Annotated in this window: 23 protein-coding genes and 1 pseudogene; 13 read left to right on the top strand and 11 right to left on the bottom strand. The window is 62.3% G+C overall.

Annotated features, from left to right (window positions below; translation table 11 throughout):
- Positions 1–2 precede the first annotated feature (2 nt).
- From pcaB to FB547_RS22215, 4 genes are read right to left on the bottom strand one after another with little or no spacing between them, the layout of a single operon-like run.
- On the bottom strand, positions 3–1,349 hold the full coding sequence (gene pcaB / locus FB547_RS22230) for a 3-carboxy-cis,cis-muconate cycloisomerase (protein ID WP_145745837.1): 1,347 nt from the start codon (positions 1,347–1,349) through the stop codon (positions 3–5).
- 41 nt (positions 1,350–1,390) lie between these two features.
- Positions 1,391–2,221 carry an HpcH/HpaI aldolase/citrate lyase family protein gene (locus FB547_RS22225; protein ID WP_145745836.1) on the bottom strand — a complete coding sequence of 277 codons (831 nt, stop codon included), beginning with the start codon at positions 2,219–2,221 and terminating at the stop codon, positions 1,391–1,393.
- A 10-nt stretch (positions 2,222–2,231) separates the two neighbouring features.
- Entirely contained in the window at positions 2,232–3,422 is a 1,191-nt protein-coding gene (locus FB547_RS22220) for a CaiB/BaiF CoA transferase family protein (protein WP_145745835.1), read from the bottom strand.
- A 30-nt stretch (positions 3,423–3,452) separates the two neighbouring features.
- Positions 3,453–4,313 (bottom strand): MaoC family dehydratase N-terminal domain-containing protein, encoded by an 861-nt coding sequence (locus tag FB547_RS22215; protein ID WP_186454228.1) that lies wholly within the window; start codon positions 4,311–4,313, stop codon positions 3,453–3,455.
- 510 nt (positions 4,314–4,823) lie between these two features.
- Between FB547_RS22215 and FB547_RS22205 the strand changes: the two genes are divergently transcribed.
- Together FB547_RS22205 and FB547_RS33645 are read left to right on the top strand one after the other, a co-directional pair.
- Positions 4,824–5,189 carry a hypothetical protein gene (locus FB547_RS22205; RefSeq protein WP_145745834.1) on the top strand — a complete coding sequence of 122 codons (366 nt, stop codon included), beginning with the start codon at positions 4,824–4,826 and terminating at the stop codon, positions 5,187–5,189.
- A gap of 61 nt (positions 5,190–5,250) precedes the next feature.
- On the top strand, positions 5,251–5,376 hold the full coding sequence (locus tag FB547_RS33645) for a hypothetical protein (protein ID WP_261380361.1): 126 nt from the start codon (positions 5,251–5,253) through the stop codon (positions 5,374–5,376).
- 100 nt (positions 5,377–5,476) lie between these two features.
- Here the strand turns inward: FB547_RS33645 and FB547_RS22200 are convergent, their stop codons facing one another.
- Positions 5,477–6,376 (bottom strand): LysR family transcriptional regulator, encoded by a 900-nt coding sequence (locus FB547_RS22200; RefSeq protein ID WP_145745833.1) that lies wholly within the window; start codon positions 6,374–6,376, stop codon positions 5,477–5,479.
- A gap of 188 nt (positions 6,377–6,564) precedes the next feature.
- Here FB547_RS22200 and FB547_RS22195 point away from each other — a divergent pair, with 188 nt between their 5' ends.
- On the top strand, positions 6,565–7,524 hold the full coding sequence (locus FB547_RS22195; RefSeq protein WP_145745832.1) for an aromatic alcohol reductase: 960 nt from the start codon (positions 6,565–6,567) through the stop codon (positions 7,522–7,524).
- Between the two features lie 369 nt (positions 7,525–7,893).
- Here the strand turns inward: FB547_RS22195 and FB547_RS22190 are convergent, their stop codons facing one another.
- Together FB547_RS22190 and FB547_RS22185 are read right to left on the bottom strand one after the other, a co-directional pair.
- Positions 7,894–8,496: an ANTAR domain-containing response regulator gene (locus FB547_RS22190; RefSeq protein ID WP_126184674.1), complete on the bottom strand. Its 603-nt coding sequence runs from the start codon at positions 8,494–8,496 to the stop codon at positions 7,894–7,896.
- Entirely contained in the window at positions 8,493–9,665 is a 1,173-nt protein-coding gene (locus tag FB547_RS22185; protein ID WP_145745831.1) for a transporter substrate-binding domain-containing protein, read from the bottom strand. The genes FB547_RS22190 and FB547_RS22185 overlap by 4 nt, the downstream gene beginning before the upstream one ends.
- Before the next feature lie 370 nt (positions 9,666–10,035).
- On the opposite strand from FB547_RS22185, the gene FB547_RS22180 reads away from it, so the two are divergent.
- The 7 genes from FB547_RS22180 to FB547_RS22150 all read left to right on the top strand — a co-directional run bounded on the left by FB547_RS22180 (position 10,036) and on the right by FB547_RS22150 (position 17,420).
- Complete coding sequence (locus FB547_RS22180) at positions 10,036–11,286, top strand: urea ABC transporter substrate-binding protein (protein ID WP_145745830.1); 1,251 nt, start codon at positions 10,036–10,038, stop codon at positions 11,284–11,286.
- Between the two features lie 61 nt (positions 11,287–11,347).
- A complete protein-coding gene (urtB, locus tag FB547_RS22175) occupies positions 11,348–13,000 on the top strand; it encodes an urea ABC transporter permease subunit UrtB (RefSeq protein WP_261380360.1) in 1,653 nt (550 codons plus the stop codon).
- A gap of 3 nt (positions 13,001–13,003) precedes the next feature.
- Positions 13,004–14,101 (top strand): urea ABC transporter permease subunit UrtC, encoded by a 1,098-nt coding sequence (gene urtC, locus FB547_RS33640; protein ID WP_145745829.1) that lies wholly within the window; start codon positions 13,004–13,006, stop codon positions 14,099–14,101.
- The gene (gene urtD / locus FB547_RS22165; protein WP_145745828.1) at positions 14,098–14,844 is read left to right on the top strand and encodes an urea ABC transporter ATP-binding protein UrtD; all 747 of its coding nucleotides are present in this window, start codon (positions 14,098–14,100) and stop codon (positions 14,842–14,844) included. The genes urtC and urtD overlap by 4 nt, the downstream gene beginning before the upstream one ends.
- A 5-nt stretch (positions 14,845–14,849) precedes the next feature.
- Positions 14,850–15,584, top strand: coding sequence for an urea ABC transporter ATP-binding subunit UrtE (urtE, locus tag FB547_RS22160; RefSeq protein WP_145745827.1), 735 nt, complete (start codon positions 14,850–14,852; stop codon positions 15,582–15,584).
- A 50-nt stretch (positions 15,585–15,634) separates the two neighbouring features.
- On the top strand, positions 15,635–16,630 hold the full coding sequence (locus tag FB547_RS22155) for an acetamidase/formamidase family protein (RefSeq protein WP_126184668.1): 996 nt from the start codon (positions 15,635–15,637) through the stop codon (positions 16,628–16,630).
- Between the two features lie 28 nt (positions 16,631–16,658).
- A complete protein-coding gene (locus FB547_RS22150; RefSeq protein ID WP_145745826.1) occupies positions 16,659–17,420 on the top strand; it encodes an SDR family NAD(P)-dependent oxidoreductase in 762 nt (253 codons plus the stop codon).
- Between the two features lie 74 nt (positions 17,421–17,494).
- Here FB547_RS22150 and FB547_RS22145 read toward each other — a convergent pair.
- From FB547_RS22145 to FB547_RS22135, 3 genes and pseudogenes are all read right to left on the bottom strand, one after another.
- A pseudogene (locus tag FB547_RS22145) lies at positions 17,495–17,889 on the bottom strand (transposase); the annotation flags it as partial.
- Positions 17,890–17,919: 30 nt separating this feature from the next.
- Entirely contained in the window at positions 17,920–18,195 is a 276-nt protein-coding gene (locus FB547_RS22140; RefSeq protein WP_410000809.1) for a hypothetical protein, read from the bottom strand.
- Between the two features lie 296 nt (positions 18,196–18,491).
- Positions 18,492–19,037: an RraA family protein gene (locus FB547_RS22135; protein ID WP_145745824.1), complete on the bottom strand. Its 546-nt coding sequence runs from the start codon at positions 19,035–19,037 to the stop codon at positions 18,492–18,494.
- 311 nt (positions 19,038–19,348) lie between these two features.
- Between FB547_RS22135 and FB547_RS22130 the strand changes: the two genes are divergently transcribed.
- Together FB547_RS22130 and FB547_RS22125 are read left to right on the top strand one after the other, a co-directional pair.
- Complete coding sequence (locus FB547_RS22130; protein ID WP_261380358.1) at positions 19,349–20,560, top strand: MBL fold metallo-hydrolase; 1,212 nt, start codon at positions 19,349–19,351, stop codon at positions 20,558–20,560.
- Positions 20,561–20,694: 134 nt separating this feature from the next.
- Entirely contained in the window at positions 20,695–21,252 is a 558-nt protein-coding gene (locus FB547_RS22125) for a transposase (protein ID WP_145745823.1), read from the top strand.
- Between the two features lie 142 nt (positions 21,253–21,394).
- Here FB547_RS22125 and FB547_RS22120 read toward each other — a convergent pair whose 3' ends face one another.
- A complete protein-coding gene (locus tag FB547_RS22120) occupies positions 21,395–22,228 on the bottom strand; it encodes an IclR family transcriptional regulator (protein WP_145745822.1) in 834 nt (277 codons plus the stop codon).
- A 203-nt stretch (positions 22,229–22,431) separates the two neighbouring features.
- Here FB547_RS22120 and FB547_RS22115 point away from each other — a divergent pair, with 203 nt between their 5' ends.
- Entirely contained in the window at positions 22,432–23,595 is a 1,164-nt protein-coding gene (locus tag FB547_RS22115) for a CaiB/BaiF CoA transferase family protein (RefSeq protein WP_145745821.1), read from the top strand.
- Positions 23,596–23,789: the final 194 nt, after the last annotated feature.

The following is a 23,789-nucleotide window of genomic DNA, read 5'->3' as shown; positions in this document are numbered from 1 at the left end:
GCTCAGCCGCGCGCGGCCAGCACGCGGTCGACCATGACGCCGGCCTGGCCGAGGTGGTTGGCCGGCTCGCACATGGCCTCGAGCTGCGCGCGCGTCACGTGCCTGCCGATCTCGGTGTGCGCGGCAAGGATCTCGATCAGTGGCCGGTTCTCGGCGATCGCCTGGCGGCACAGGTCGTACACCAGGTCGTGCGCGTACTCGCGGCCGATGTAGGGACCCAGGCCCATCATCACGGCCTCGGACATCACCAGGCCGTTGGTGATGTCGATGTTGGCGCGCATGCGGGTGGCGTCCACCTCCAGGCCCTTCAGGATGAACCTGGTCTGCTTCAGGGCGCCCGACATCAGGCAGAAGATCTCGGGCAGCGACACCCACTCGATCTCCCAGGGGCCGGTGGAGCGCTCGTGGTCCGCCACCATCGCGTCCATCAGGGCGGCGGCGTGCTGGCGGGCCACCGAGATGTTGGCGTGGATGTAGAGGCAGGAGATCGGGTTGCGCTTCTGCGGCATGGTCGACGACGAGCCGCGGCCCGGCGCGAAGGGCTCGAACACCTCGGCCACTTCGGTCTGCATCATCAGCTTGACGTCCATCGCGATCTTGCCGAGCGAGCCGCCGACCAGCCCCAGGAACGCGCCGACCTCCGCGATGGTGTCGCGCACCGTGTGCCAGGAGATCAGCGGCTGGGCGAGCCCCAGTTCCTTCATCAGCCCCGCCTGAGTTTCCATTGCGCCCTTCTCCAGCGAGGAGAGCGTGCCCGATGCGCCGCCGAACTCGCCCATCAGCACGCGTGGCTTGAGTTGTTGCAGGCGCTCGCGGTGGCGGTCGATGCCGGCCAGGATGCTGGCCATCTTGTAGCCGAAGGTGATGGGCGTGGCCTGCTGCAGGTTCGAGCGGCCGATGATCGGCGTGTCGCGGTACTTGCGTGCCAGGGCCGCGAGCGCTTCGCCGATCTCGTCGAGGTCCTGCTCGACGAGGGCGAGCCCTTCGCGCATCTGCAGCACAGCGGCCGTGTCGGTGATGTCCTGCGTGGTCGCACCCCAGTGGCAGTACTCGCCGAGCTTGTCCCTGCAGTTGGCGTTGATCTGGTTGACGACCGCGATGATGGGGTAGCCGATCTGCTCGGTCTTGGCCTTCAGTTTGACCCAGTCGATCTGCGACAGGTTGCAGTTCCTGACGATCTCGTCGGCCGCCTCCTTGGGAATGATGCCGAGCTCGCCCTGGACCTTGGCAAGGGCGCGCTCGATGTCGAGGTACTTCGCGGTCCGGTTCTCGTCGGACCAGACTTCGCGCATGCGCGCGTCGCTGAACATGTCGCCGAATATCCGCGAATCGATGATGGTGGAAGCCATGTTGCTTTGTCTCCTTCTGCGATGGAGGTGGATGAATGAAATCAGTCGCGGGCCAGCGCCAGCGTGCGTTGCGCCTGCAGCACCACGGGCCGGTCGACCATGCGGCCGTCCAGCCGCGCGGCGCCCGGCGACGCGGCATCGGCGGCCAGCACGCGCCGCGCCCAGTCCAGCGCCTGCGCGCTCGGCTGCAGGGCCGCGTGGATCGGCTGCACCTGGCGCGGATGGATGCACAGCTTGGCGCCGAAGCCCGTCTGCCGCGCTTCGGCAAGATCCGACAGGAGGCGAGTCTCGTCGTCCAGCTGCGGCGTGACACCCGCCACCGGCGCGGGCAGGCTCGCCACGCGAGAGGCGATGGCGATGCGGCTGGCCGCGTAGGCGAGGCCGCGCGCGTCCGTCGCGATGTCCATGTCGAGGTCGAGCGCGAAGTCGAGCGTGCCGAACACCAGGCGTTGCACGCCGGCGGCCGCGATGGATTCCACCTGCGCCACGCCCTGGGCACCCTCGATGAGCGCGAGGACGGCCGCGCCAGGCAGCGCGGCACGCACGCGGGCGATCTGCGCGGCCGATTCGGCCTTGGGCAAGAGCACCTCGGCCGCTGCCGCGTCGCCCAGTGCGGCGAGGTCGGCAGCGAACCACGGCGAGCCGGCGTCGTTGATGCGCACCACGGTGCGCGACCTGTCGGCAGGGCTCACACCCTGCAGCCACGCCAGGACGATGGCGCGCGCATCGGCCTTGTCGGCAGGGGCGACGGCGTCCTCGAGATCGAGCACGATCCGGTCGGCACCGCTGGCCAGCGCCTTGCCGTAGCGGTCCGGATGCGTGCCGGGCACGAAGAGGTAGGTGCGGGCGGAATGCCTATGTTCACCAGACATGGCGCGGCCTTCAGACGGCGTTCGACGCGCGCAGCGCGGCGATCTCGGCATCGCCGTAGCCAAGTTCCGCGAGGATCGCTTCGGTGTGCTCGCCGAGCGCGGGCACCGGGTCCATGCGCGGACCGGTGTCCCAGGTGCCGGGCGGCAGCATCGCGGGCACGGGGCCCTTCGCCGTCGCCACTTCGCTCCAGCGGCCGCGCGCCTGCAGCTGTGGATGGGCCCAGACCTCCTTCATCGTGTTGACCTGGGCGTTGGCGATCTGCGCGAGTTCCAGCCGCTCGACCACCTGCCTGCCGCTGAGCGAGGCGAAAGCCTCGACGATGATCTCGCGCAGTGCGGCCCTTTGCGCCACGCGCTTGAAGTTGGCGGTGAACCGCGGGTCTTTCGCGAGCTCGGGCTGTTGCAGCACCTTGTCGCAGAAGCTGGCCCACTCGCGCTCGTTTTGCAGGCCCAGCATCACGGTGGTGCCGTCGCCGGCCGGGAATGGGCCGTACGGGTAGATCGTCGCGTGGCTGGCGCCGGTGCGCGGCGGCGGCTCCGCGCCTTCGAAGGCGTAGTAGAGCGGGTAGCTGTTCCACTCCGCCAGCGACTCCAGCATCGAGATGTCGATGCGCTGGCCCCTGCCGGTCTGGCCGCGCTGCAGCAGCGCGGCGAGGATGTTGCTGTAGGCGTACATGCCCGCGGCGATGTCCGCGATCGAGGGCCCCGCCTTGCAGGGCTCCTCCGGCGTGCCGGTGACCGAGACGAAGCCGGCTTCGCTCTGGATCAGCAGGTCGTAGGCCTTCTTGTCGCGGTACGGCCCGGGGCGCTCGGGATCGTCGCCGTAGCCGGAGATGTCGCACGTGATGAGTCCTGGCTTGGCGCGCGAGAGCCGGTCGAAACCCAGGCCCAGGCGCGCAGCCGCGCCGGGTGCCAGGTTCTGCACGACCACATCGGCCTTTTCCATGACCAGTCGCTCGAGCACGCGGGCGGCCTCGGGATGCTTCACGTCGAGCGTGAGGCTCTCCTTGGAGCGGTTGGTCCAGACGAAATGCGACGCCAGGCCGCGGACCCGCTCGTCGTAGCCGCGGGCGAAGTCGCCCGAGCCGGGACGCTCGATCTTGATGACTCGTGCGCCGAGATCGGCGAGCTGGCGGGTGGCGAAGGGAGCCGCGATCGCGTGCTCCAGCGTGACGACGGTGATGCCCTTGAGTGGCTGCATGGCGTGTTTCCTTCTGCGTTGCGAAACGAGTCAGCACAGGACGGCGGTGGCGTCCATCGTCAGCCAGCCCTCGTGGTCCGAGGCCCAGAGCCGGATGGTCTTGCCGTCGGCCTGCGGCTGGCCGCTGACGTGGAAGGCGTTGAGGTCGAAGGTGGGCCGCACGGCCTTGAAGCGGAAGCTCGCCACGTCTGCATCAGGCAACTGGCGGCGCAGCAGGTCCATCAGCAGCGTGGCGATCAGCGGACCGTGCACGATCAGGCTCGGATAGCCCTCAACCTGCGTGACGTACTGGCGGTCGTAGTGGATGCGGTGGCCGTTGAAGGTCAGTGCCGAATAGCGGAACAGCAGTACGTCGTCGGGAACGATCTGCCGGCGCCACGCGGCCTCTGTCGGCGCCGCCTGCGGGGGCGGGGGTACGTCGTGCGGGCCCTGGGCCTCGCGATAGACGATGTCGTGGAACTCGACCAGCGTCGGCGCAGCCTCGCCATTGCAGCGGATCTCGTGCCGCACCTTGACGAACACGAGCTTGCCGGTGCGGCCTTCCTTCAGCGTGACGTCGTCGATGGTCGAGGTTCGCGTGACCTGGTCGCCCACGCGGATCGGCGCGCGGAACTCGAACTGGCTGCCGGCCCACATGCGGCGGGGCAGCGGCACCGGCGGCAGGAACCCGCCGCGCTTGGCGTGGCCGTCGGCGCCGATCTCGCTTTGGCGGTGCATGGGCAGGAAGTAGAGCCAGTGCCACAGGGGCGGAAGCGCCGTGCCGGTCGGCATCGGCGCGGCCGGGTGGTCGAGCGTCGCCGTCAAGGCCGCCACGGGCGTGGGATGGATGGTGTCCTCGAGGCGCTCGCTGCGCCCGACCCATGACTGCAACTGATCCGGATGTACGTCCACTCTCGTGTCTCCTTGGTTTGCTGCACCCAGCGGCAGCAGGACTAGGACGGGAGTGTGCGGCGCATCGAACGCCAAGTGAATTGCATTATTTGAGGATATTGATGCAATTCATGGAACAAAGAAACGGGCCGTCAATGCCTCGCGCACTCCTTATTCGCAAGTGCGATGAAGTTCAATGAATACGGTATTGGACCGCGTGACGGCGTATTCCTACAGTCCATCGCCACTCGACCAGCCCGCCGCCAAGAGGCGGGCCCCACCTGAAGACGTATTCATGAAGCCCTGGGTTTCCAAGCTCCTTGCATTGCTGCGACCTGCCGTGATGCCGGCATCGGTATCCGGAGATGCGTCGGAGCCGGCGCCCGCGCCGCAGTCGCTGCCCGGCGAGCGCGTCGGCATCTCGGGAACTGAACCGTTTTTGTCCGCACCCCATCAGCACGAGGAGGCCTCTCCGGGACACCCAGTCATGTCGCGAACGATCGCCGACATCGCTCACCGCTTGACGAGGTCGTGCAGCGCACAGCGACTTACCCGGACAAGTTCGGCACTGCGAATCTGCAGGGTCGAATCATTCCGCCCCGTGCCGCAATAGATCGTTTCCATTGCATCGAGGCCATCGTGCGCCGCATCAACGGAACCACCACGACCGTCCCGCTCATCATCCGTCTCGACACCGAAGAGGACGTGGACTACTGGCGTCACGGCGGCATCCTGCCGCTGGTGTGGCGTGACTATGTGTCCGGCAAGTCCGAAGAGCATGTGTCTCATTCGGCAAAACGGCTGCAGCCGGAAATCGGAGGACCCCAGCACGAGCTGCCCGACGCCATGCCGGGCAGTGACGTGCCCAGTGCAAGCCAAGGCGCAACTCTGGGCTGACCTGGCAGGAAGGCCTTCTGCCCTTCCTTTCCCTCCCTCTCGAAGCAAGCCCGCTGACCTCATGTGCGTGACGGCCATGTTGCCGCTGCACCGGCGCCTGGGTATCAATCCACCGCACGCGCAGCGCATCGACTGGAAGCCAGAACGCATGGAGGCCGCTCCGATTGGCGACATTTCCATTCTGTGAGACAGATGTGCGGCGACTGGTTGCAGCGGACTCTCGCCGCTCAGATGTACAGCAATCATCGTGGCTCGGGGAGCTTCATGGCACCGGCTGATGGCCCGCTTCACTTCAGCCCGGGCACGCCAAACAGCTCGGTCGCCCAATCAGAGAACGCTCGCATCGCCGGCGAAAGAAAAGTGTGATGAGGGTACAGAAGCGATACCGGCACAGACTCGGGCCGCATGCCTGCCAGCACCTCGACCAGATCTCCTGACTGCAGATGGTCCGCCACAAGAATTTCAGGTAACTGGATCAAGCCGAGGCCCGCGAGGCCCAGCTTGATGTACAGCGCAGTCTCGTTGACCGCCACCGTACCAGGGACTGGGACGTCAATGCTCACCCCTTCATCGACGAAATGCAATTCGCTTCCCCTTCGCGTCGTGCTCGAGAAGTAATGGACCGCTTGGTGTCGTTGCAAGTCTCCCAGCACCTCCGGGATGCCCTTGTTTTCCAGATAGGAAGGAGTCGCGCATGTGATCCAACGCAGATTGCCCAAGCGTCGAGCGACCAAAGCTGAGTCATTGAGACTGCCGGTGCGGATTACGCAGTCGACGCCTTCCTGGATCAAGTCCACTTGGCGATCATTGACACCGATAGCTAGGTAAATATCCGGGTACTGTCGCCGGAATTGACCCAACTGCGGCAGGATCAGGGCATGTGCAATGCCGCCCGGCACATCCACACGCAGACGCCCTTGCGGGCGCTCGCCATGGCGCAAACTGGATTCGGTGTCCTCGATCAGCTCAAGAATTTCGCGACAGCGAGAGAAGTATCGCTCGCCTTCTGGTGTCAGGCTGAGGCTTCGGGTGGAGCGGTTGAGCAGGCGCGTCTGCAGATGTTTCTCAAGCCTCTTGATCAGGCCTGTGACGGATGATGGCGGCAAGCCCAGGGTTTCCGCTGCGCGCACGAAACTCCCGCTTTCGACCACGCGAAGGAAAACCTGCATTGCTTGTACGCGATCCATATCTTGTCCCAAAAGCGGCAAAGCAAGTGGCATCGCAACCCATTGTTCGGGTTTTCTGAATGATGAAAACCTCGTGGGCTCCTTTTTCTGCGCTGCTGCACTCCTTAAAGTGCGTCCACATGATGCCTACGGCCAAATCAACGACGTCTGATCAAGGCCCGCAACTTCTGATGCCACTGAGCCATACGATGAACCAAACCGATCCTAACTCGACCTCTCAAAACATTCTCGTGCTCGGCGCCGGGGAACTCGGCCTCCCGGTGCTGCGCAACCTCGCGAAGCGGGCGAAAGCCGTGCAGGGTGCGAAGATCAGCGTGCTGCTGCGTGCAGGCGCCGTGGAGTCCAGCGCACCGGATAAGCAGCAAGCCATCGCGGAGTTCAAAGGTCTCGGAATCGAGATCGTCATCGGCGATCTTGTGAAGAGCTCCATCGACGAACTCGCCGTTGTGTTTGCGCAATATGACACGGTCATCGGTTGCGCGGGCTATGCAGCCGGAATCGACACGCCGATGAAGTTGGCGCGGGCCGCCTTGCAGGCGCGAATTCCAAGGTACTTCCCATGGCAGTTCGGAGTCGATTTCGACGTGATCGGTCGCGGCAGCCCGCAGGACATCTTCGATGCACAACTGGACGTGCGCGAGTTGCTGCGCAGCCAGCACCAGACCGAATGGGTCATCATCTCAACAGGCATGTTCATGAGCTACCTGTTCGAGCCGGAATTCGGCGTGGTTGACTTGCAAAACGACGCGGTCCGCGGGATCGGCAGTCTCGACACGGCCGTGACGCTGACCACTCCCGATGATATCGGAGCGCTGACTGCCGAGATCGTCTTCACCACGCCCCGTATCCGGAACGAGATCGTGTTTCTGGCAGGCGACACCGTGACTTACGGTGAGGTCGCCGACAAGCTGCAGGCGGGTCTTGGCCGCCCCTTCAGCCGTTCGGAATGGAGCGAACAGTATCTGCTGGACGAACTGGCGCGCGACCCGACCAATATGATGCGCAAGTACCGTGCGGCCTTTGCTCAAGGGCGCGGTGTCGCATGGGACAAGCGCGGGACCTTCAATCAAAAGCGCGGCATTCCGGTCACCGACGTGGCATCTTGGATCAGCGCCAACCTCGCGTCGGGCCGCGGCAATCGGTCGTGAGTTTGGTCCTCGGTCGCCTCTTCGATCCTCGTGCCTTCGACATCGACGAGCTCAATGCGCGACTGAACGCTCGCGAGTAAGCGCGTCAACGACAGCCGCCGATCGCTGCTCTGTACTGCAGCGCCGACAGGATCGAAGGCCCCGAGCCTTTTGCGGAGAAGCGCAAGCCAGTCTGGCAAGGTCAGTAAATCAGCGAAAAGCGCGTCGGTCACCGTCCGAGGCAACTTGGCGATCGGCGTTCATGCAGCAACGGCGCGTGCACCCTCTATATGGCCCACGTGAGGGCGCCGATACGGCGAGCTTGGCGGCCGGGTTGGGCTCGGCAATGGCGGCGAACCAGCAGTCTATGGGAAAGGACGCGCTGCAGAATCACATTCCCAGCGCCTCGGTGGCTTTCAGAACTTGGCGCGCCACACTCTCGATCGGTTCGCGCTGCAGCATGGCTCGCTCGCGCAGGACCTCGTAGGCTTCGTCTTCCTTGAGCCGACGCGCATCCATGAGTGCACGCGTGGCTTTGTGAATGACTTGCTGGTGGGCCGCCTTCTGTTCAAGGCGCTGTATGTAGTGCTCCCTCGATCGGCGTTGCTTGCTTTGATGCAGTGTCAGCGCGAGCGCGGTCAGGACCCCGGCTGGCCTCACGGGCGAAGCAATCGTCGTGAATGCGTTCAAGTGCAGTACCGCCGCAAGGGTGATGGGATTCTCGAACGCAACGATGGGAATGACGGGGGGTGCATTTGGCCTTTCAAGCCACGGGCAGGGCTGCGACAGTGTGTCGGGGTGAACGGACATGAGGACCATGTCGGTACCCTGCGGCAGAGTGTCTAGCGCAGGCCATGAGCAGCTGAACGAGCACCCAATGCGCGAAAGCTGGGCCGTGAGTTCCTCCCGGTCTGCGTCATCGGGGTGGACTACCAGCAACCGCAGTAGGCGGATGTCTTTGAAGATGGCCTGACTGTCGTTGATTCTGGTCATGCGGCCCCCACTGCAACCTTGCCTGTGCCGCTGAATCGCGGGTGCGGGCGGCCCGCCCACGCGGGTGGGACATGCGACATGACGTAAGGGTCCGCAATCACGGGTTCGGGTGCTTCCGCCAGGATGTCGAAACTGCCGTTGGCATTGCATCGTCCAATGCGAGGGTTCAGGTGGGTGTGGTGGTTGCTGCCGTCCACGCAGATGCGTCCTTGCGGTGCGTCCATTTCCAGGCCCGCCATGGCGCGCGAGATATGAACCGGCTCCGTGCTGCCGCTTACGCCTATGGCTCGGACGAGCAAATGGGTTTGCACGTAGGCCGCCTCCCAGGAGGCATTGGTGCGTGCGTCGGCCCCAAAGCGCTGGCGATAGCGCTGGATGACTTTGCCGTTGGCCTCCGTGTCCACAGACTCGAAGTAGGTCGAGCAGGTGATCAGCCCCTCTGCCAGTTCGGTGCCGATGGTCTGGACGTCGGCCTCGCAACTCATGTGGCTGGCAACCGGCACCCTCTGACGATCGATGCCGGCGCGTTCCAGCGCTCGGTGCAGTCGGGCCATACCTTCACCCACCACGGTGGAGTAAATGAAATCGACACCGCTGCGCCGGATGGCCTGGGCCGCTGCTTCGTAGTCAAGCGCACCGGCATCAAGCGGCAGGTAGGTTTCCAGGGTCTTGCTGCCGCCGCGCTCGTGAATGAGTTCGCTCATCACGCGGTTGGCTTCGTGGGGGCAGACATAGTCTGATCCGATCAGCGCGACGCGGCTGCCATGGCGTTCGAGCATGTAACCCGCGAGCGGCAAGATGTTCTGGTTGGGCACCGCACCGCCGTAGAACACATTGCGGCTGAACTCGAAGCCCTCGTAGGCCGTGCCGTAGAACAGCAGCGCGTCGTGTCGTTCCACCAACGGAATGACTGCCTTCCGGCTGCTCGACATGTAGCAACCCAGGAACAGCCGGATGCCGCTTTCAATGATGAGTTGCTCACTTAACTGACCATACAGACGCGGGTCGGATGCGGGATCGACACACACCGGGACAATCTCTCTGCCGAGCACGCCGCCGGCGTCGTTGATTTCCTCTATGGCCATCAACACGGCTCTGCGCTGAGTTTCCTCGACAGCTGCCGTTACGCCGGTTGAAGAATAAAGAACGCCAATCTCGATGGGTGCCATGTGTATGAATGTGCTGTGCTGGGTTCACCATGCAGCACCGCGATGGTGCGGTGTAGGTGTGCGGACGCGGTGCGTGCCGATGCGAAGCGGCTCTCGGCGCAAGAAGCGAGCCACCGGCTCCCGTCGGTCCACCTGTGAAAGAAGCACACAGACGCGCAAGGTGGGGACTACTTGCATGTAGTCGTGTTGAAAGGTGGCACGCCGTTTGCATCATGGAAGCAGTCTCTGGGATGCGCACTATCTTCAAGCACCCAGGACACGTTGCTGCGGACAAAGGCGTCCATGGCGACAACGGCAAATGAGCCCAACCCCTCCGAGGGGTGCGGGCTCTTTTTTTTTGTTCGCGAATTTCTTCAGTCGGAGTGAAGCAATGAAAAGACGCAATTTTCTGTCTGCAGTGGGATCGGGTGTCGTGGCGGTGTCGGCTGGCAATCTTTCCCAGACCGCGCTCGCGGCGACACCTTCGGGCAGTGATCCCGTCAAGCTGGGTCTGCTGTTCTCACAATCTGGCGCCATGGCGAACAACGAGTCGTTGCTAAAGGACATCTCCCTGATGACGATCGATCAGATCAACGCCAAAGGTGGTGTGATGGGGCGCAAGGTCGAAGGTGTCGTGGTGGATCCCGCGAGCGACTGGCCGATGTATGCACAGATGAGCAAGCAGTTGATCCTCAGCGAGAAGGTGGCGGCCATCTTCGGTTGCTGGACCTCGGTTTCGCGCAAGTCGGTGTTGCCTGTAGTGGAGGCGCAAGACAGCCTGTTGTTCTATCCGCTGCATTTCGAGGGCGAGGAGCAATCCAAGAACGTCGTCTATCTCAACTCTCCGCCCAGCAGCTCTGTGCTTCCTGCAGTTGAATACCTGATGACCCCCCAAGGCGGTGAGGCCAAGCGATTCTTCATGTTGGGCAGCGACTATGTTTGGCCGCGCACCATCAACAAGATGCTCAAGGGTTACCTCAAGACCAAGGGTGTGCCCAACAGTGCTATCCGCGAGCAGTACGTTCCCTTCAGCCATTCGAACTTTCAGTCGATCGTGCGCGACATCAAGGCCTTCGCGGCGCAGCCCGGCGGCCAGGCCATCGTGGTGCTGACAGTGGTGGGAGATTCGATTCCCGCGATGTTCAAAGAGGCCATCAACCAGGGCATTCGCGCCACAGACATCCCGATCCTCGGCCTGGACGTGGTGGACAGCGATCTCGAAGGTCTGGACACGGCGCCACTCACAGGGCATCTGAGTTGCTGGTGCTACTTCCAGAACATCGATACCCCTGCAAATCGCCAGCTCAAGTCCGACTGGGCGAGCTATGTCAAGGCCAAACAACTCAAGCACCGCCCTGACATGGTGATCGACCCCATGGTGAGCACGGTAATGGGAATCCAACTATGGGCGCAGGCTGCTACCAAAGCAAAGTCGTTCGAGCCCGCGGCCGTACGCAAAGCCATGGCGGGCATGACGGTCGCGGATCCCGCAGGCTACGTCGCGAAGATGGATGCGACCAATCAATACCTGTGGCGCGGCACCATGATCGGCTCCATCAACGCCAAGCAAGGCTTCGACATTCTCTGGAAGTCCAAGGACATCGTTGCGCCGGTTCCGTACAGCCCTTTCGTCAAGGCGTGATCGCGCCTGTGCGTGGCCGACGTGCACGGCACGTCGGATCTCCTGACTGTGGAGCTTTCTCATGAAGTCTTTGTTCGAACCCTTGCGCGGAACAGCGCGTTGGCGCCGCTGGTTCCAGCATCTGATGCTCGCGTGCCTGTGCGGACCATTGCTGCAGGCACAGGCAGCCATGCCGGCGCAAGAGCGCAGCTCAATCGTCGCGTCCATCTGTACCGATCCTGGGGCGTATCGCGGCGCCCTGGATCGCATCGTTCAAGCGGTGGTTGGCACCTCTTCGGCGGACGCGGCCTGGGGCAAGACATTGCTGGAGCGGCTTCAAGCCGTGGCGGTGATCTGCCGCGCGCAAGGTGCCCCGGTGTTCAAGGTGGACCACGGCGTTGTGGACGCGGCTACGCTCGAACCCGTCACCGAGGCCGTCGACGAATTGCCCATGGTGCCTACGCTGGTGTTGGCGCGATTGCTGAAAACGTCGCAGGCAGAGATAGAGCTTTTCAGTCCCGATGTGCTCGTTCGCCGAGCGGCGGCCCAGCGGATGAGCCAGGCATACGCACAGATCAACGAACCCCTAGTGCGGTTGGCATTGTCCAAGGCTGCGGACCCTGAAGTCATCGCGACGCTCGAGCTCGCTCTGGCCAAGCGCAGCCTCGCCAGCGGGTCAGTGGAAGTGCGCGTCGAAGCCATACGCGCCATGGGTAAGGCGCCCAGCGAAAGCACACGCTCTCTCTTGCAAAAGTACCAAGAGGATCGCCCGGATATGAGTGCCGGCGAGCGCGCGGCACTGACGCAGTCACTGTCGCAGATTGATCGTGCACTGGAGGTAGGGAAGGCCGCTTCGATCTTCTTCAGCGGCCTGAGCTATGCGGGGGTTCTTCTCATCACCGCACTGGGTCTGTCGATCGTGTTTGGTTTGCTCGGTGTGATCAACCTCGCGCACGGGGAATTCATCATGATCGGTGCCTATGCCACCTATGTGGTCGAAAAATGGCTTCAGGCTCACGCGCCTGGTTGGTTCGATGCATATGTGTTCCTCGCCATTCCCTTTGCTTTCCTCGTGTGTGCGCTGATCGGGATCGTGCTCGAGATGACCATCATCCGACACCTCTACAAAAGGCCGCTGGAGACGCTGTTGGCGACGTGGGCGGTCAGCATCGCCTTGATCAAGCTGGTACAGATCCTCTTCGGCTCGCAGAACGTCGAGTTCATCACACCGTCGTTCTTGCAGGGAGGGGTGCAGTTGTATCCCGGTTTCTTTGTCACCTGGAATCGCGTGTTCGCCATCGCGCTGGGGTTGGTCATTTTTGCGACTGCCTACGCGCTGATCCGCCAAACACGGTTCGGTCTGTTGATCCGCGCCACCACGCAGCGACGGGATACCGCGCGGGCGCTGGGCATTCCTGCGCCTTCCATCGACCGCCTAGCGTTCGGCCTGGGCAGCGGCTTGGCCGGCTTGGCTGGTGTTGTGCTCACGCAGATCGCCAGCGTGAATCCTTCCATGGGCACCAGCTTCGTGATTGATGCCTTCATGGTGGTGGTGCTCGGTGGGGCAGGCAGTTTGGTGGGTACGGCCGTGTCCTCCCTGGTTTTGGGCGAGGTCAACCAGTTGATCGAACCGTTCCATGGCGCTGTGGCTGCCAAAGTGGCTGTTCTGCTGCTCATCGTTTTGATCATCCAGCGCCGCCCACAGGGCCTCTTTGCGCTCAAGACCCGGGGTTGACCCATGCTGAATTCCGTTTCTTCCCTTCGATCCCCTTCTTGCACAACCAGCCACATCGGCTTGCCTGTGCTACTCGTGTGCGCGGCGCTTGTGCTGCCGCTCTTCAATGCGGTCTTTCCGCCCGGCCACCCGCTGCACCTGTCATTGTTCGTTGTGAATCTGGTGGGGCAGATCATGTGCTTCGCGCTGCTGGCGCTGGCGCTGGACTTCGTGTGGGGTCTCTTGGGCGTGTTGAGCCTGGGACACGGCATCTTCTTCGGCATAGGCGGCTACGTGATGGGATTCCACCTTCTCAACGCAGCTTATGCAGACACGCGTGTGTTGCCGGATTTCATGCAGTTCATGGGATGGAGCACGTTCCCCGCGGCGCTGCAGCCCTTCGCCGCACTACCTGTGGCTGTGCTGTTGGGCCTGCTGCTGGCGGTGTTCGTGGGGGGAGTGGTCGGCTTGGCAGCGTTCCGGTCACGCATCAACGGTGTGTATTTCTCCATCATCACCCAGGCTTTGACATACGCGTTGATGCTTCTGCTGTTCAACAACGACCTAGGTCTCGGCGGCAACAATGGGTTGACGGGTTTCACGCTGCTGGCAGGCTTCCATCTGGCCCACGAGTCGACCCAGGTGGCATTGGCCAGTCTGTCGGCCGTCGTGCTGGCGGGGGTGTTCGTCCTGCTGCGCGGACTGGCGGTTTCCGGCTTCGGGCAAGCCATGGTGGCTGTACGGGACGATGAGGCGCGGTTGCGCTTTCTGGGTTTCAGGACCGACCGCATCAAGCTTGCCGCATGGTGTTTATCGGCCGCCGTGGCCGCGCTGGCCGGCATGCTGTACGTGCCACAGGTCGGGATCATCAATCCTGGCATCGTCTCGCCCACGCTCTCGGTCGAGATTGCGGTGTGGGTCGCCATTGGTGGGCGCGGAACACTGACCGGTGCAGTGCTCGGGGCGGTCGTTCTCAGCTGCCTGAAGTTCTGGCTGAGCGCCGAGATTCCCAGCGCCTGGCCTTTCGTGCTGGCGGGCATCACGCTGCTCATCACGGTGGCCTTGCAACACGGGCTTTGGGGCGGGTTGCAAAAGTTGCGTATCTGGAAGGCGGCGTCATGAGCCAGACGACCGCCCTGTACATCAACGGGCTGAACGTTCGTTTCGGAGGCTTCGCGGCCATCACCGATCTCACACTGGAAATCCGCTACGGCGAGACACGTGCCCTGATTGGACCGAACGGTGCAGGGAAGACCACCTTGATGGACGTCATTACTGGCAAGACACGACCCAACAGTGGCGAGGTCTTTCTGGACCGCACGCTGGATCTGTCCACGCGCGGTGAGGCGGAGATCGCGCGCAGCGGCATCGGGCGCAAGTTCCAGAAACCCAGCGTTTTCGAAGCATTGCCGGTAGCGCAGAACCTCGAGCTGGCTGTGCGGCGCGGGTTGGGCTGGGGCGAGATGGTGATGTCGCGGCTGAGCGTCGCGCAGCGGGAGCGCATCGAGGAGGTGCTGGTGACCATCGGCTTGCAGGAAGAGCGTCAGCGCAAGGCGGCCGAGCTCTCGCACGGCCAGAAGCAGTGGCTGGAGATCGGCATGTTGCTGGTGGCCGAGCCCAAGGTGCTGTTGCTGGACGAGCCGGTGGCCGGCATGACAGAGGCGGAGTCCGAGCGGACGATCGAATTGATTGCGTCTCTGCGTTCCCCCGCCCGGGCCATCGTGGTCGTGGAACACGACATGGAGTTCGTCGATCGTGTGGCTGATCTGGTGAGCGTGCTGCACGAGGGACAGCTGTTGGGCGAAGGATCGATGCAGGCGGTGCGAACCAACCCGAAGGTCATCCAGGTCTATCTGGGGAGGTGATGGTGATGCTCAAGATTGAAGGACTGAACCAGTACTACGGCAGCAGCCATGTCTTGCGGCAGGTGAGCCTGCAGGTAGCTGACGGAGGCTGCACGGTGCTACTCGGACGAAACGGCGTCGGCAAGACCACTCTTTTGCGCTGCCTCATGGGACTGCTGCCCATTCGTTCAGGTCAGGTGATGCTGGGTGGTCAGGAGGTGGCATCGTGGACCCCCGAAGCCCGCGCGCAGGCAGGGATGGGCTACGTTCCTCAGGGCCGCGAGGTGTTTTCGGAGCTCACGGTGCGTGAGAACCTGCTCGTGGGTGAAATCACCGCTGAGCGGCGGCGCCGGCCGGCAGGGTCAGGAGGCGGTGCCGGACAGGATCGCCGGCCCCGCCACACCTACGAAGACGTCGTGAGCCTGTTTCCCGTGCTCAAGAGCATGGGGCAGCGGCTGGCCGGGAATCTCTCGGGCGGTCAACAACAGCAGTTGGCCATTGCACGGGCGCTGCTGACCCAGCCGAGACTGCTGATCCTCGACGAACCCACGGAAGGCATACAGCCCTCCATCGTGCAGGAGATCCAGGCCGTCATTGCCTCACTCAAGGGGCAGTTGTCGATTCTTCTGGTGGAGCAATACGTCGACTTTGCAGAGTCGGTGGCCGACCATTTCACCGTGCTCGTGCGAGGACAGGTCGTGGCCAGTGGTGAAGGCCGTGACATGGCGGCTACCGACATTCGTGCCCTGATCTCGGTCTGACCATCCCGGCTGACCATCCCCTATTTCAACTCAACACAGTAAGGAAAAAAATGGACTGGCTCAAACAATCGATCATGCACACGCGAGGTGTCGCCCGCGGTCAAGTGGGGCAGACTCATGAGCTGAGCGAGGCCCGCCAGGGCACCTTTCACTACACGATCGGCCCGTACTCGCAGCCGGTGATGCAAGTCGCGCCAGGTGACCGTATCGTTGTGGACACCCGTGATGCGTTCGACGGGAAGATCCAGACCGAAAAGGATCTTCCGAGCCAAAAGCTGAAAGTGCCGTTCCTCAATCCCCAAAGCGGCCCGATCATGATCGAGGGTGCTGAAAAGGGCGACGTGGTAGCTGTCCACATCGAGTCGATGTTGCCGCGCGGCGCCAACCCCCGAGGCACTTGTTGCCTGATCCCACGCTTCGGCGGACTCGCAGCCACGGATTTCACTGCACTGCTCAACGATCCGCTGCCGGAGATCACTCGCAAGATCGACCTGGATGAAGAAGGGGTGTACTGGAGCCGACGCGTCACGCTGCCCTACCGGCCGCACATTGGCACTCTGAGCCTCTCGCCCGAGATCGACTCCATCAATTCGCTCACTCCCGACAACCACGGGGGAAACATGGACATCCCCGACATGGGGCCAGGCAGCATCACCTACCTGCCGGTTCGTTCGCCCGGCGCGCGGCTGTTCATTGGCGATGCGCATGCCTGTCAGGGCGACGGCGAGGTCTGCGGCACGGCGGTGGAATACGCCAGCAGAACCACGATTCACGTCGACCTCATCAAGGCTTGGGAGATCGACTGGCCCCGCCTGGAGACCGAGGACAAGATCATGGTGATCGGCAGTGCGCGGCCGCTCGAGGACGCTACCCGCATCGCCTACCGGGAACTGGTGCTCTGGATGGCCCAGGAGTACGGCTACGACCAATGGGATGCCTACATGATGCTCAGCCAGTGCGGCAAGGTTCGCCTGGGCAACTTTGTGGACCCCAAGTACTCGGTGGCTGCCGGCGTGGAGAAGAAATACCTCGCTGACCTGGCTTGAATCCGTTGCTCAGACACAGGAGATCGATGTGGACCTGCGATTGCAAGGATTGAACGCCGTTGTCACCGGCGGCACCAAGGGGATTGGACGAGCGATCGTCGAAACGCTTCTGGCTGAGGGGGTAAGGGTCGCTTTTTGCGCACGCCACGGCGCCGAAGTCGCACAAGTGCAAGCCGAACTCTCGGCCGGAGGCGCGAAAGCTCGGGGCCACGCACTGGATGTGAGGGATGGCGACGCGCTTAAAGCTTGGGTCGCCGAGGTCAACGGCGAGTTTGGCGGCATAGACATTGTCATTGCCAATGTCAGTGCGCTGGCCATTTCGCACGACGAAGCTGCCTGGCGCAACGGGTTCGAGGTGGACTTGATGGGCACAGTCCGTTTGGTTGACGCGGCCATGCCTTCGCTGGAAAAGAGTGCACACGCGGCCTTGGTCACCATAGCCAGTGTCTCCGCGCGAGAAATCGACTTTGCCTCCGGGCCATACGGCGCCGTCAAGGCCGCGATCGTGCACTACACGCAAGGCTTGGCTTTTCATCTGGCGGGCAAGGGCATCCGTGCCAACTCCGTTTCACCGGGCAACACCTACTTTCCCGGCGGTGTCTGGACGCAGATCGAAACTGACAATCCCAAGTTGTTTGCGGAAGCGCTTGCGCTGAATCCAACAGGGCGGATGGGAACGCCTCAGGAAATGGCCAATGCGGCGGTGTTTCTCGCGAGTCCGGCGGCGAGCTTCATTACCGGGACCAACTTGGTAGTTGACGGAGCGCTAACGCGTGGAGTTCAACTTTGACTTAGAGCTCGCCGGTATGTTGATTTCCATCCAGAAGTGACCCAGTGGGGGTGCGGATAAAAACTTGGACTAGTTTATGCCGCAAGTCCAAGGCTCACCCGGTATTCGATCGGGCTGAGGGAGCCGAGCGAGATCTTGATTCGCTTTTCGTTGTACCAGCGGATGTACGCGTCGAGCGCCTCGACGAATTGCTCGATGCTGGCGTTCTTCCAGTCTTGAGGATAGAACAGCTCGTTTTTCAGCCGACCGAAGAAGCCTTCGCAAGCGGCGTTGTTAGGCGAGCATGCCTTGCGAGACATCGAGCGGGTGAAGTTCGCGTCGCTCATTCTGGATAACCAACCTGGCCAGCGGTAGTGGTCGCCCCGATCGGAGTGGGCACAGGACGATCAGTCGTGTCGGCCACCGTCTCGATGGCTGCGTCCAGCATCGTGTTGACCAACTCCGCGTCCGGACTGGTCCCAATGGTCCAACCACGTCGCCATCGCCCCGCGAGCCCACGTCAAACTAGGTTTCTTTGCCGCCCCGGAACATCGTTACGCGTTCGGGCTCGCCGGCCACGCCGGATGCCTGCTGCCCGCCGATGAACTGGGGCATCATCTGCGCCGATCGATCCGCCGAACGCGATGGGTTCCATGCGCACATTCGCCTTGCGTGTGATGGCAGCACCGATGATGTCGGGCACGCCGCCGATGAGCGGAACCCCGTAGTTGCCGTTCTGAGGCGATTCGCGCACGTAGTCGACAAATTCCGGAAGCGTCTTGACGGGGCTGGACATCGGGACAGCGAACGTCCACTGGAACCGCGCCACCTTTCCGACAGGGATCAAGTCCTCTATGGCGCCGTAGCCGGCAGAGGGCGCGAATCTTGATCGGGTGCTTGAAATCCTGGCTCGCCGCTGCGGTCGAGAGCAGGGCGGCGGCGAGGCCGCCAATGAGGGCGCGTCGATTGGACAAGTCGTGGCTCCGTGCGCGGCCTTGTAGTGGCCGCGTTAAATCAAGAAAGAAGGGCGCCGAGCATCGGCGGCATTTGTGAATGCGCAACAGGCGGCGAGCTTGAACTCGCCGCGTCGCATCATTGCTCGATGTAGCAGTTCAGGCGGGTCAGCGTCGCGTCGATCCACGAACGGTCGAGGGTTCCGACCTTGATGTCGGCCACCATCTTGTTCTCGATCACTTGCTTCTGATGCGCTGCAGCGAGCAGGCGTTCTGCATCGTCGAAGGGCACGCACAGGAGGCCGTCTTCGTCGCCGATGACCAGATCGCTCGGTTCGATGACCATGCCGTCGATCGAGATCGGCACGTTGACTTCGCCCGGACCGTCCGCGTAGGGGCCGCGGTGCGTGACGCCTGCTGCAAAGACAGGAAACGAACCTTCGCGGATCGCGCCTGCATCACGGATGGCACCGTTCATCACGAAGCCGCCCAGCTTCTGGTTCACGGCGTCACCGACCATGATTTCGCCGATGAGGGCGTTAGTCAGATCGCCACCGGCGTCCACCACGACGACATCGCCAGGCTTGGCCAGGTGGAGCGCCTTGTGGATCATCAGGTTGTCACCGGGGCGCGCCTTGATCGTCAGCGCCGGGCCGGCCATGCGGCCAGGCACTACCTTGATCATGGGAGCTGCATCGCATTCACCAAGGGGGTTGAGCTAGCTATCCCAGCGTTGTCGCCTCCACGCTGCTTGGCGCATAAGCGTGAAATGTGGCAGAGCTCGCGGCCATCACCCGTGACAGATCGACACGCGCAGGGTTTGTACCGACTCCCACATGTCAGCGTTGACAGCTATTCGACAGCTTGCAAACGCCACGATTGCGGCTCTGCTGGAAGGCGGTCCTGGATTCGCTTTCCTTCCCCAGCCCGTCTTTATGTCAGGGTGACTTGCAGAGTGGCATCCAAGAATCAATCTGAAAAATACAGAGGCAACAAATGAAACTCAAGATGTTCGCGTACACCTCGCTTGCGGCCGCCGCGGCGCTGACTATGACGTTGACCGCATGTGGTGGCGGCTCAGACAACAACAACAGCTTTCCCTTGATCGGCATTGGTGCCAATACGCCGCCTCCCGCGGTCCCGAACACACCCGCCGAGCCGCCTGCTCAGGAGCCTGCCGATCCGCTCGCCAAGGCGCCGTCGGACATTCGGACCACCTGGTTCGGCATCAGCAACTGGCACTATCAGGTCGGCGACCTTGGCTTCATCCTGGACGGCGAGGTCGTCAACTCCGGTCGCACACCTAATCCGGCAGCCGTCAAGAAGGCCTTGACGGCGTTGACCAAGCGCGGGACTGTCGACTTCTTTCTCGTAGGCCATGAGCATGGCGACCACGCCCTGCAGATCCCTGAGTACGCAAAGCAAACTGGAAAGCCGATCTACGCCCCCGCCGCCGTTTGCGCAGCTGTGGCCGCGTATGGCAACCCCGAGTCGCAATGCACCACCCTCAAGGGCGGCGAAACATTCAAGATGAACGAGTTCGTGACCGTGCGCGTGGTGCGCTGGTTGCACAGCCTGGACTGTGGGCAGGCAGGCAACGGCACGGCAGGGGTGGAGACATTCGGATTTCTCGTCACCGCACAGACGAAGAACAAGGACAAGGTACTGACGCTCTATGTCTCCGACAGCGGCGCGGGAGGCGTCGACCTCTTCATCCCCCGAGTCGTCGGCAAGGGCACGCCTTCGGAGACCGTCTACGGCGCGCCTTTCTCCAACCTCGCCGACGCTGTGCGCGCGGCCAAGGTGCCCAACATCGATGTCTGGCAAGGTGGCCCCGAATCGCGCGTGGTCAACCAGGCGCGCGTACTGATGCCGGCCTTCGGCATCAAGTATTTCCAGCCCCATCATCTCGGTACTCGCGCCACCTTGGTCGATGGCGTGAGCGTGGGCTACAAGCTCGAATACGGACTGCATTTCCCTTACCTCGAATCGGAAGTTCCGTTGCTTACGGCGTTTATGAAGAGCAATGGCACGACCCCGATGAATCCGTCGAACTATTTCGACGCCTGGGTGCTCGATGCCGCGGGCTTCCGACCTGTAGACAACGCTGACGTGAAAGCCGATTACGGCCTGCCAGCCACCGGCCCTGGCCCCGGAAAGCAGGGACCGAACCCCCGTTCCGGACAACTGGAATGCGTTAACGATTGATTTCTAGAGGGGCCGCTTTGCGTGTATGAGCTGGCCCCTTGAATGACAGGACACGGTCTATCGCTTATCTTTAATGATAGGGGTAGGACTGTGAGTACGACACGACTAGGAATACGGATACCGTCGAAGTGATCATGAGGGATCAGCGCCGCAGGCGCTGGTCCCTTGCAGAGAAGGCCACGCTGGTTCGTCGAAGCTATGAACCTGGCATGAGCGTGTCGCTCGTGGCGCGCCAGGAAGGCGTTGCTGCCAGCCTGCTGTTCCAGTGGCGCAAGCTCGAGCGACAAGGCGCGCTGACGGCTGTATCGGCGGGCGAAGCGGTGGTGCCGGCCTCGGAGCTGGCCGCCGCTCGTGCCGAGATCGCCAAGCTACAGCGCGTGATTGGCAAGAAGACGCTGGAGAACGAAACCCTCAAGGAAGCTGTGGAGTTCCTCTTTGACGACGGGGGCGCCGACATCGCAGCCGAGACCCGGGAGATAGCTCGACAGCCGAGCCTAGCCCCGTCAACACAGCTGTGCAGTCCCCAGAGCAACGGCATGGCCGAGAGCTTCGTGAACACGTTCAAGCGCGATTACGTCAGCCGCATGGACCTTGTCGACGTGAGAACGGTGATGGCGCAGATGGCCGCCGTCTTCGAGCACTACAACGAGGTGCACCCGCACTCGGCAGCCCTTCAAAGAATTCTTTGTTGAATAACCGAGCTGACGGATAGTGGGTCTGACGCGTTTGCCCAGCTTGATGTAGAGCTCAATGGCTCGAATCCGATCTTCGTAGGAATACATGAACTACCTCCTGGTAGTCCAAGTTTTCGTTCGCACCCCCAGTTGGCCCGAATCAGAGGGAGGTCAACTTTGGCGCTAGAAAATTCGCAAAGTCCTTCAATTGCGGTGCGATTCTGTGCTTGAGCGTTTCCAGATCGAATTCCGCGCTCATACCCGCACAGGACACCACGTACTTCCAGCCACTTCCTGAGCCGTCGCCACAAGTGCAAGCGACGGCGTTGATTCCGAGGCGCCACGCACCAATGCTTGTGCAAAATCGATAGCTGTCCCATTCAGCCTGAGCCGCGCGCATTTCTTCAGCGATCCTGGCCCGGACGTCAGCCGGAAAATTGAGCCATTCCTGTTCGACCTCGTGCTTCTTCGCGTCATCGGACACGGACCAGAAGACTCTGCCCGCCGCCGCCTGCCAAAGCTTCAGCCGAGTCCCGACGCCGGTTCGGACCTGTACTTGCGCTGGGCCCGATGCGTGAGCCACATAGATGACTTCGGAGCCGGCTTGAATATTCAGCGCTACGGTCGACGCTCCGATCTGGTTCGCGAAATCCTGCAGAAACGGAGTTAACGACTGGACGCCGGCCATGCTGTCCATGACTGCGTAGCTCCATGCCATCGTCGCGGGACCGAGCCGGTATTTCTTGATCGCGCTGTCATACACCAGGTGTTTGGTGATGGACAACGTGTAGGTCATCCGCGTCACCGTCGATCTCGCCAGCCCCGTGCTTTGAGCAATGTCCTCGTTGCCCAAAGCGGTCACGTCACGGGTGAACAGCGCAAGGATGTCCAGCCCTCGGCTGAGCGCCGTGACGAAGTGCCTCGATTCCTTTTTCTCCTCAAGCGTCGTGCTCAGGTCGGTGAGCAGGTTTGATGTTCGAGCCAATACGTGCATCCCAAGAGCGAAACGATGACGCGAAGCATACCGGTCACACGCTTGCTGCCTGGACCCAAGTTCAACGCCATGATGATTACTGCATTGCAGTAATCATTACTGCTTGTTGACACATCGACAGTAGACTTTTTAGAATTTGCTGAAGGCTTCAGGGGGCGCCGATCCCGGCACCTGAGGCGACTCGGAGAATTTGGAGACTGGTTATGAGTGGAAAGCAATCTGCGCTTGATGGCGTGGTTGTCATCGATGCGTCACGGGTGTTGGCCGGCCCATACGCTGGTCAGATCCTCGGCGACCATGGCGCAGAGGTCATCAAGGTGGAATCCTTCGACGGCGACGACACGCGGCGGTACGGTCGCCCGGTCGCCGACGGCAGCGCGCCCTATTTCCTGGGTCTGAACCGCAACAAGAAAAATGTCGCGCTGGATCTGAGCGCGGACAGCGGGCTCGATACGCTTCTCTCGCTTCTGTCGACGGCGGACGTGTTGATCGAGAACTTCAAGATGAGCACATGGCGAAAATGGGGTATCGACGACCTGTCGACCCTGGCCACCAAGTTCCCGAATCTGATCCACTGCCGGATTTCGGGGTTCGGAGAAACGGGCCAGATGGGCGGGCTACCCGGTTACGACGCCGCGATCCAGGCCATGTCAGGCCTCATGAGCACAAACGGCGATCCTGCGGTCAAGGCGGCCCGGGTCGGCATTCCGCTGGTCGATGCAGCGACGGGCGTTCAGGCTGCGCTCGGCGTCATGCTTGCGCTCTACGAACGTGAGCGATCGAAGAAAGGACAAATGGTGGAAGCGACGCTGTACGACACGGCGTTGTCGCTCCTGCATCCCCACGCGGCGAACGTGCTCTATGGCGGTGAGGCCACCAGGACAGGAAATGGCCATCCCAATCTGGTGCCATACGACCTTTATCAAACGGCCACGATCCCGATCTTCATTGCGGTAGGCAACGATCGGCAGTTTGCGACGCTCTGCCGGCATCTGGGTCTCGTGGATGTCATTCAGGATGCGAAGTACGCCACCAACGTCAGCCGAATCGCCAATCGTGCGCAAGTGACCGAGCGCCTGTCGCAAAAACTGGCCGAGCGGGATGGCATGACGCTGTTCACCGAACTCATGGCGGCTGGCGTGCCTTGCGCGCCCGTACTCACCGTCGACGAGGCCCTCAAGCTGCAGCACACGTCTGACCGGGAAATGGTTCTCGAGAGAGATGGCTATCGCGGCGTGGGCATTCCCATCAAGCTCAGCCGCACGCCCGGACGACTGAGATCGCTGCCACCGAGCATCGGTCAACACAACGCCGAAATCCTCGCGCGATTCGGAATCTCCGCGGAGCCGGCGGCCACGAGTAGCTGAACGCAGGATCTTCGCGCGCCGAAGGGCTGGTTCGGCCACTCACCGTCTCTGCCGGCTCTTTCATACGCATCGCCGACGCGTGCGGCGCGTCCGTTGCAGCAAAACGGAACGGCGTCGGCGCGATTCGTCCATTCAGGCCATCGGCATCTGAACGTCGGAAATCGCGCGCCACGAAAGCCGCCAGTCCACCGACA

Source organism: Variovorax beijingensis, from assembly GCF_007828835.1.
Classification (GTDB): Bacteria; Pseudomonadota; Gammaproteobacteria; order Burkholderiales; family Burkholderiaceae_C; genus Variovorax; species Variovorax beijingensis_A.
This window is presented reverse-complemented; position numbering and strand designations above follow the sequence as displayed.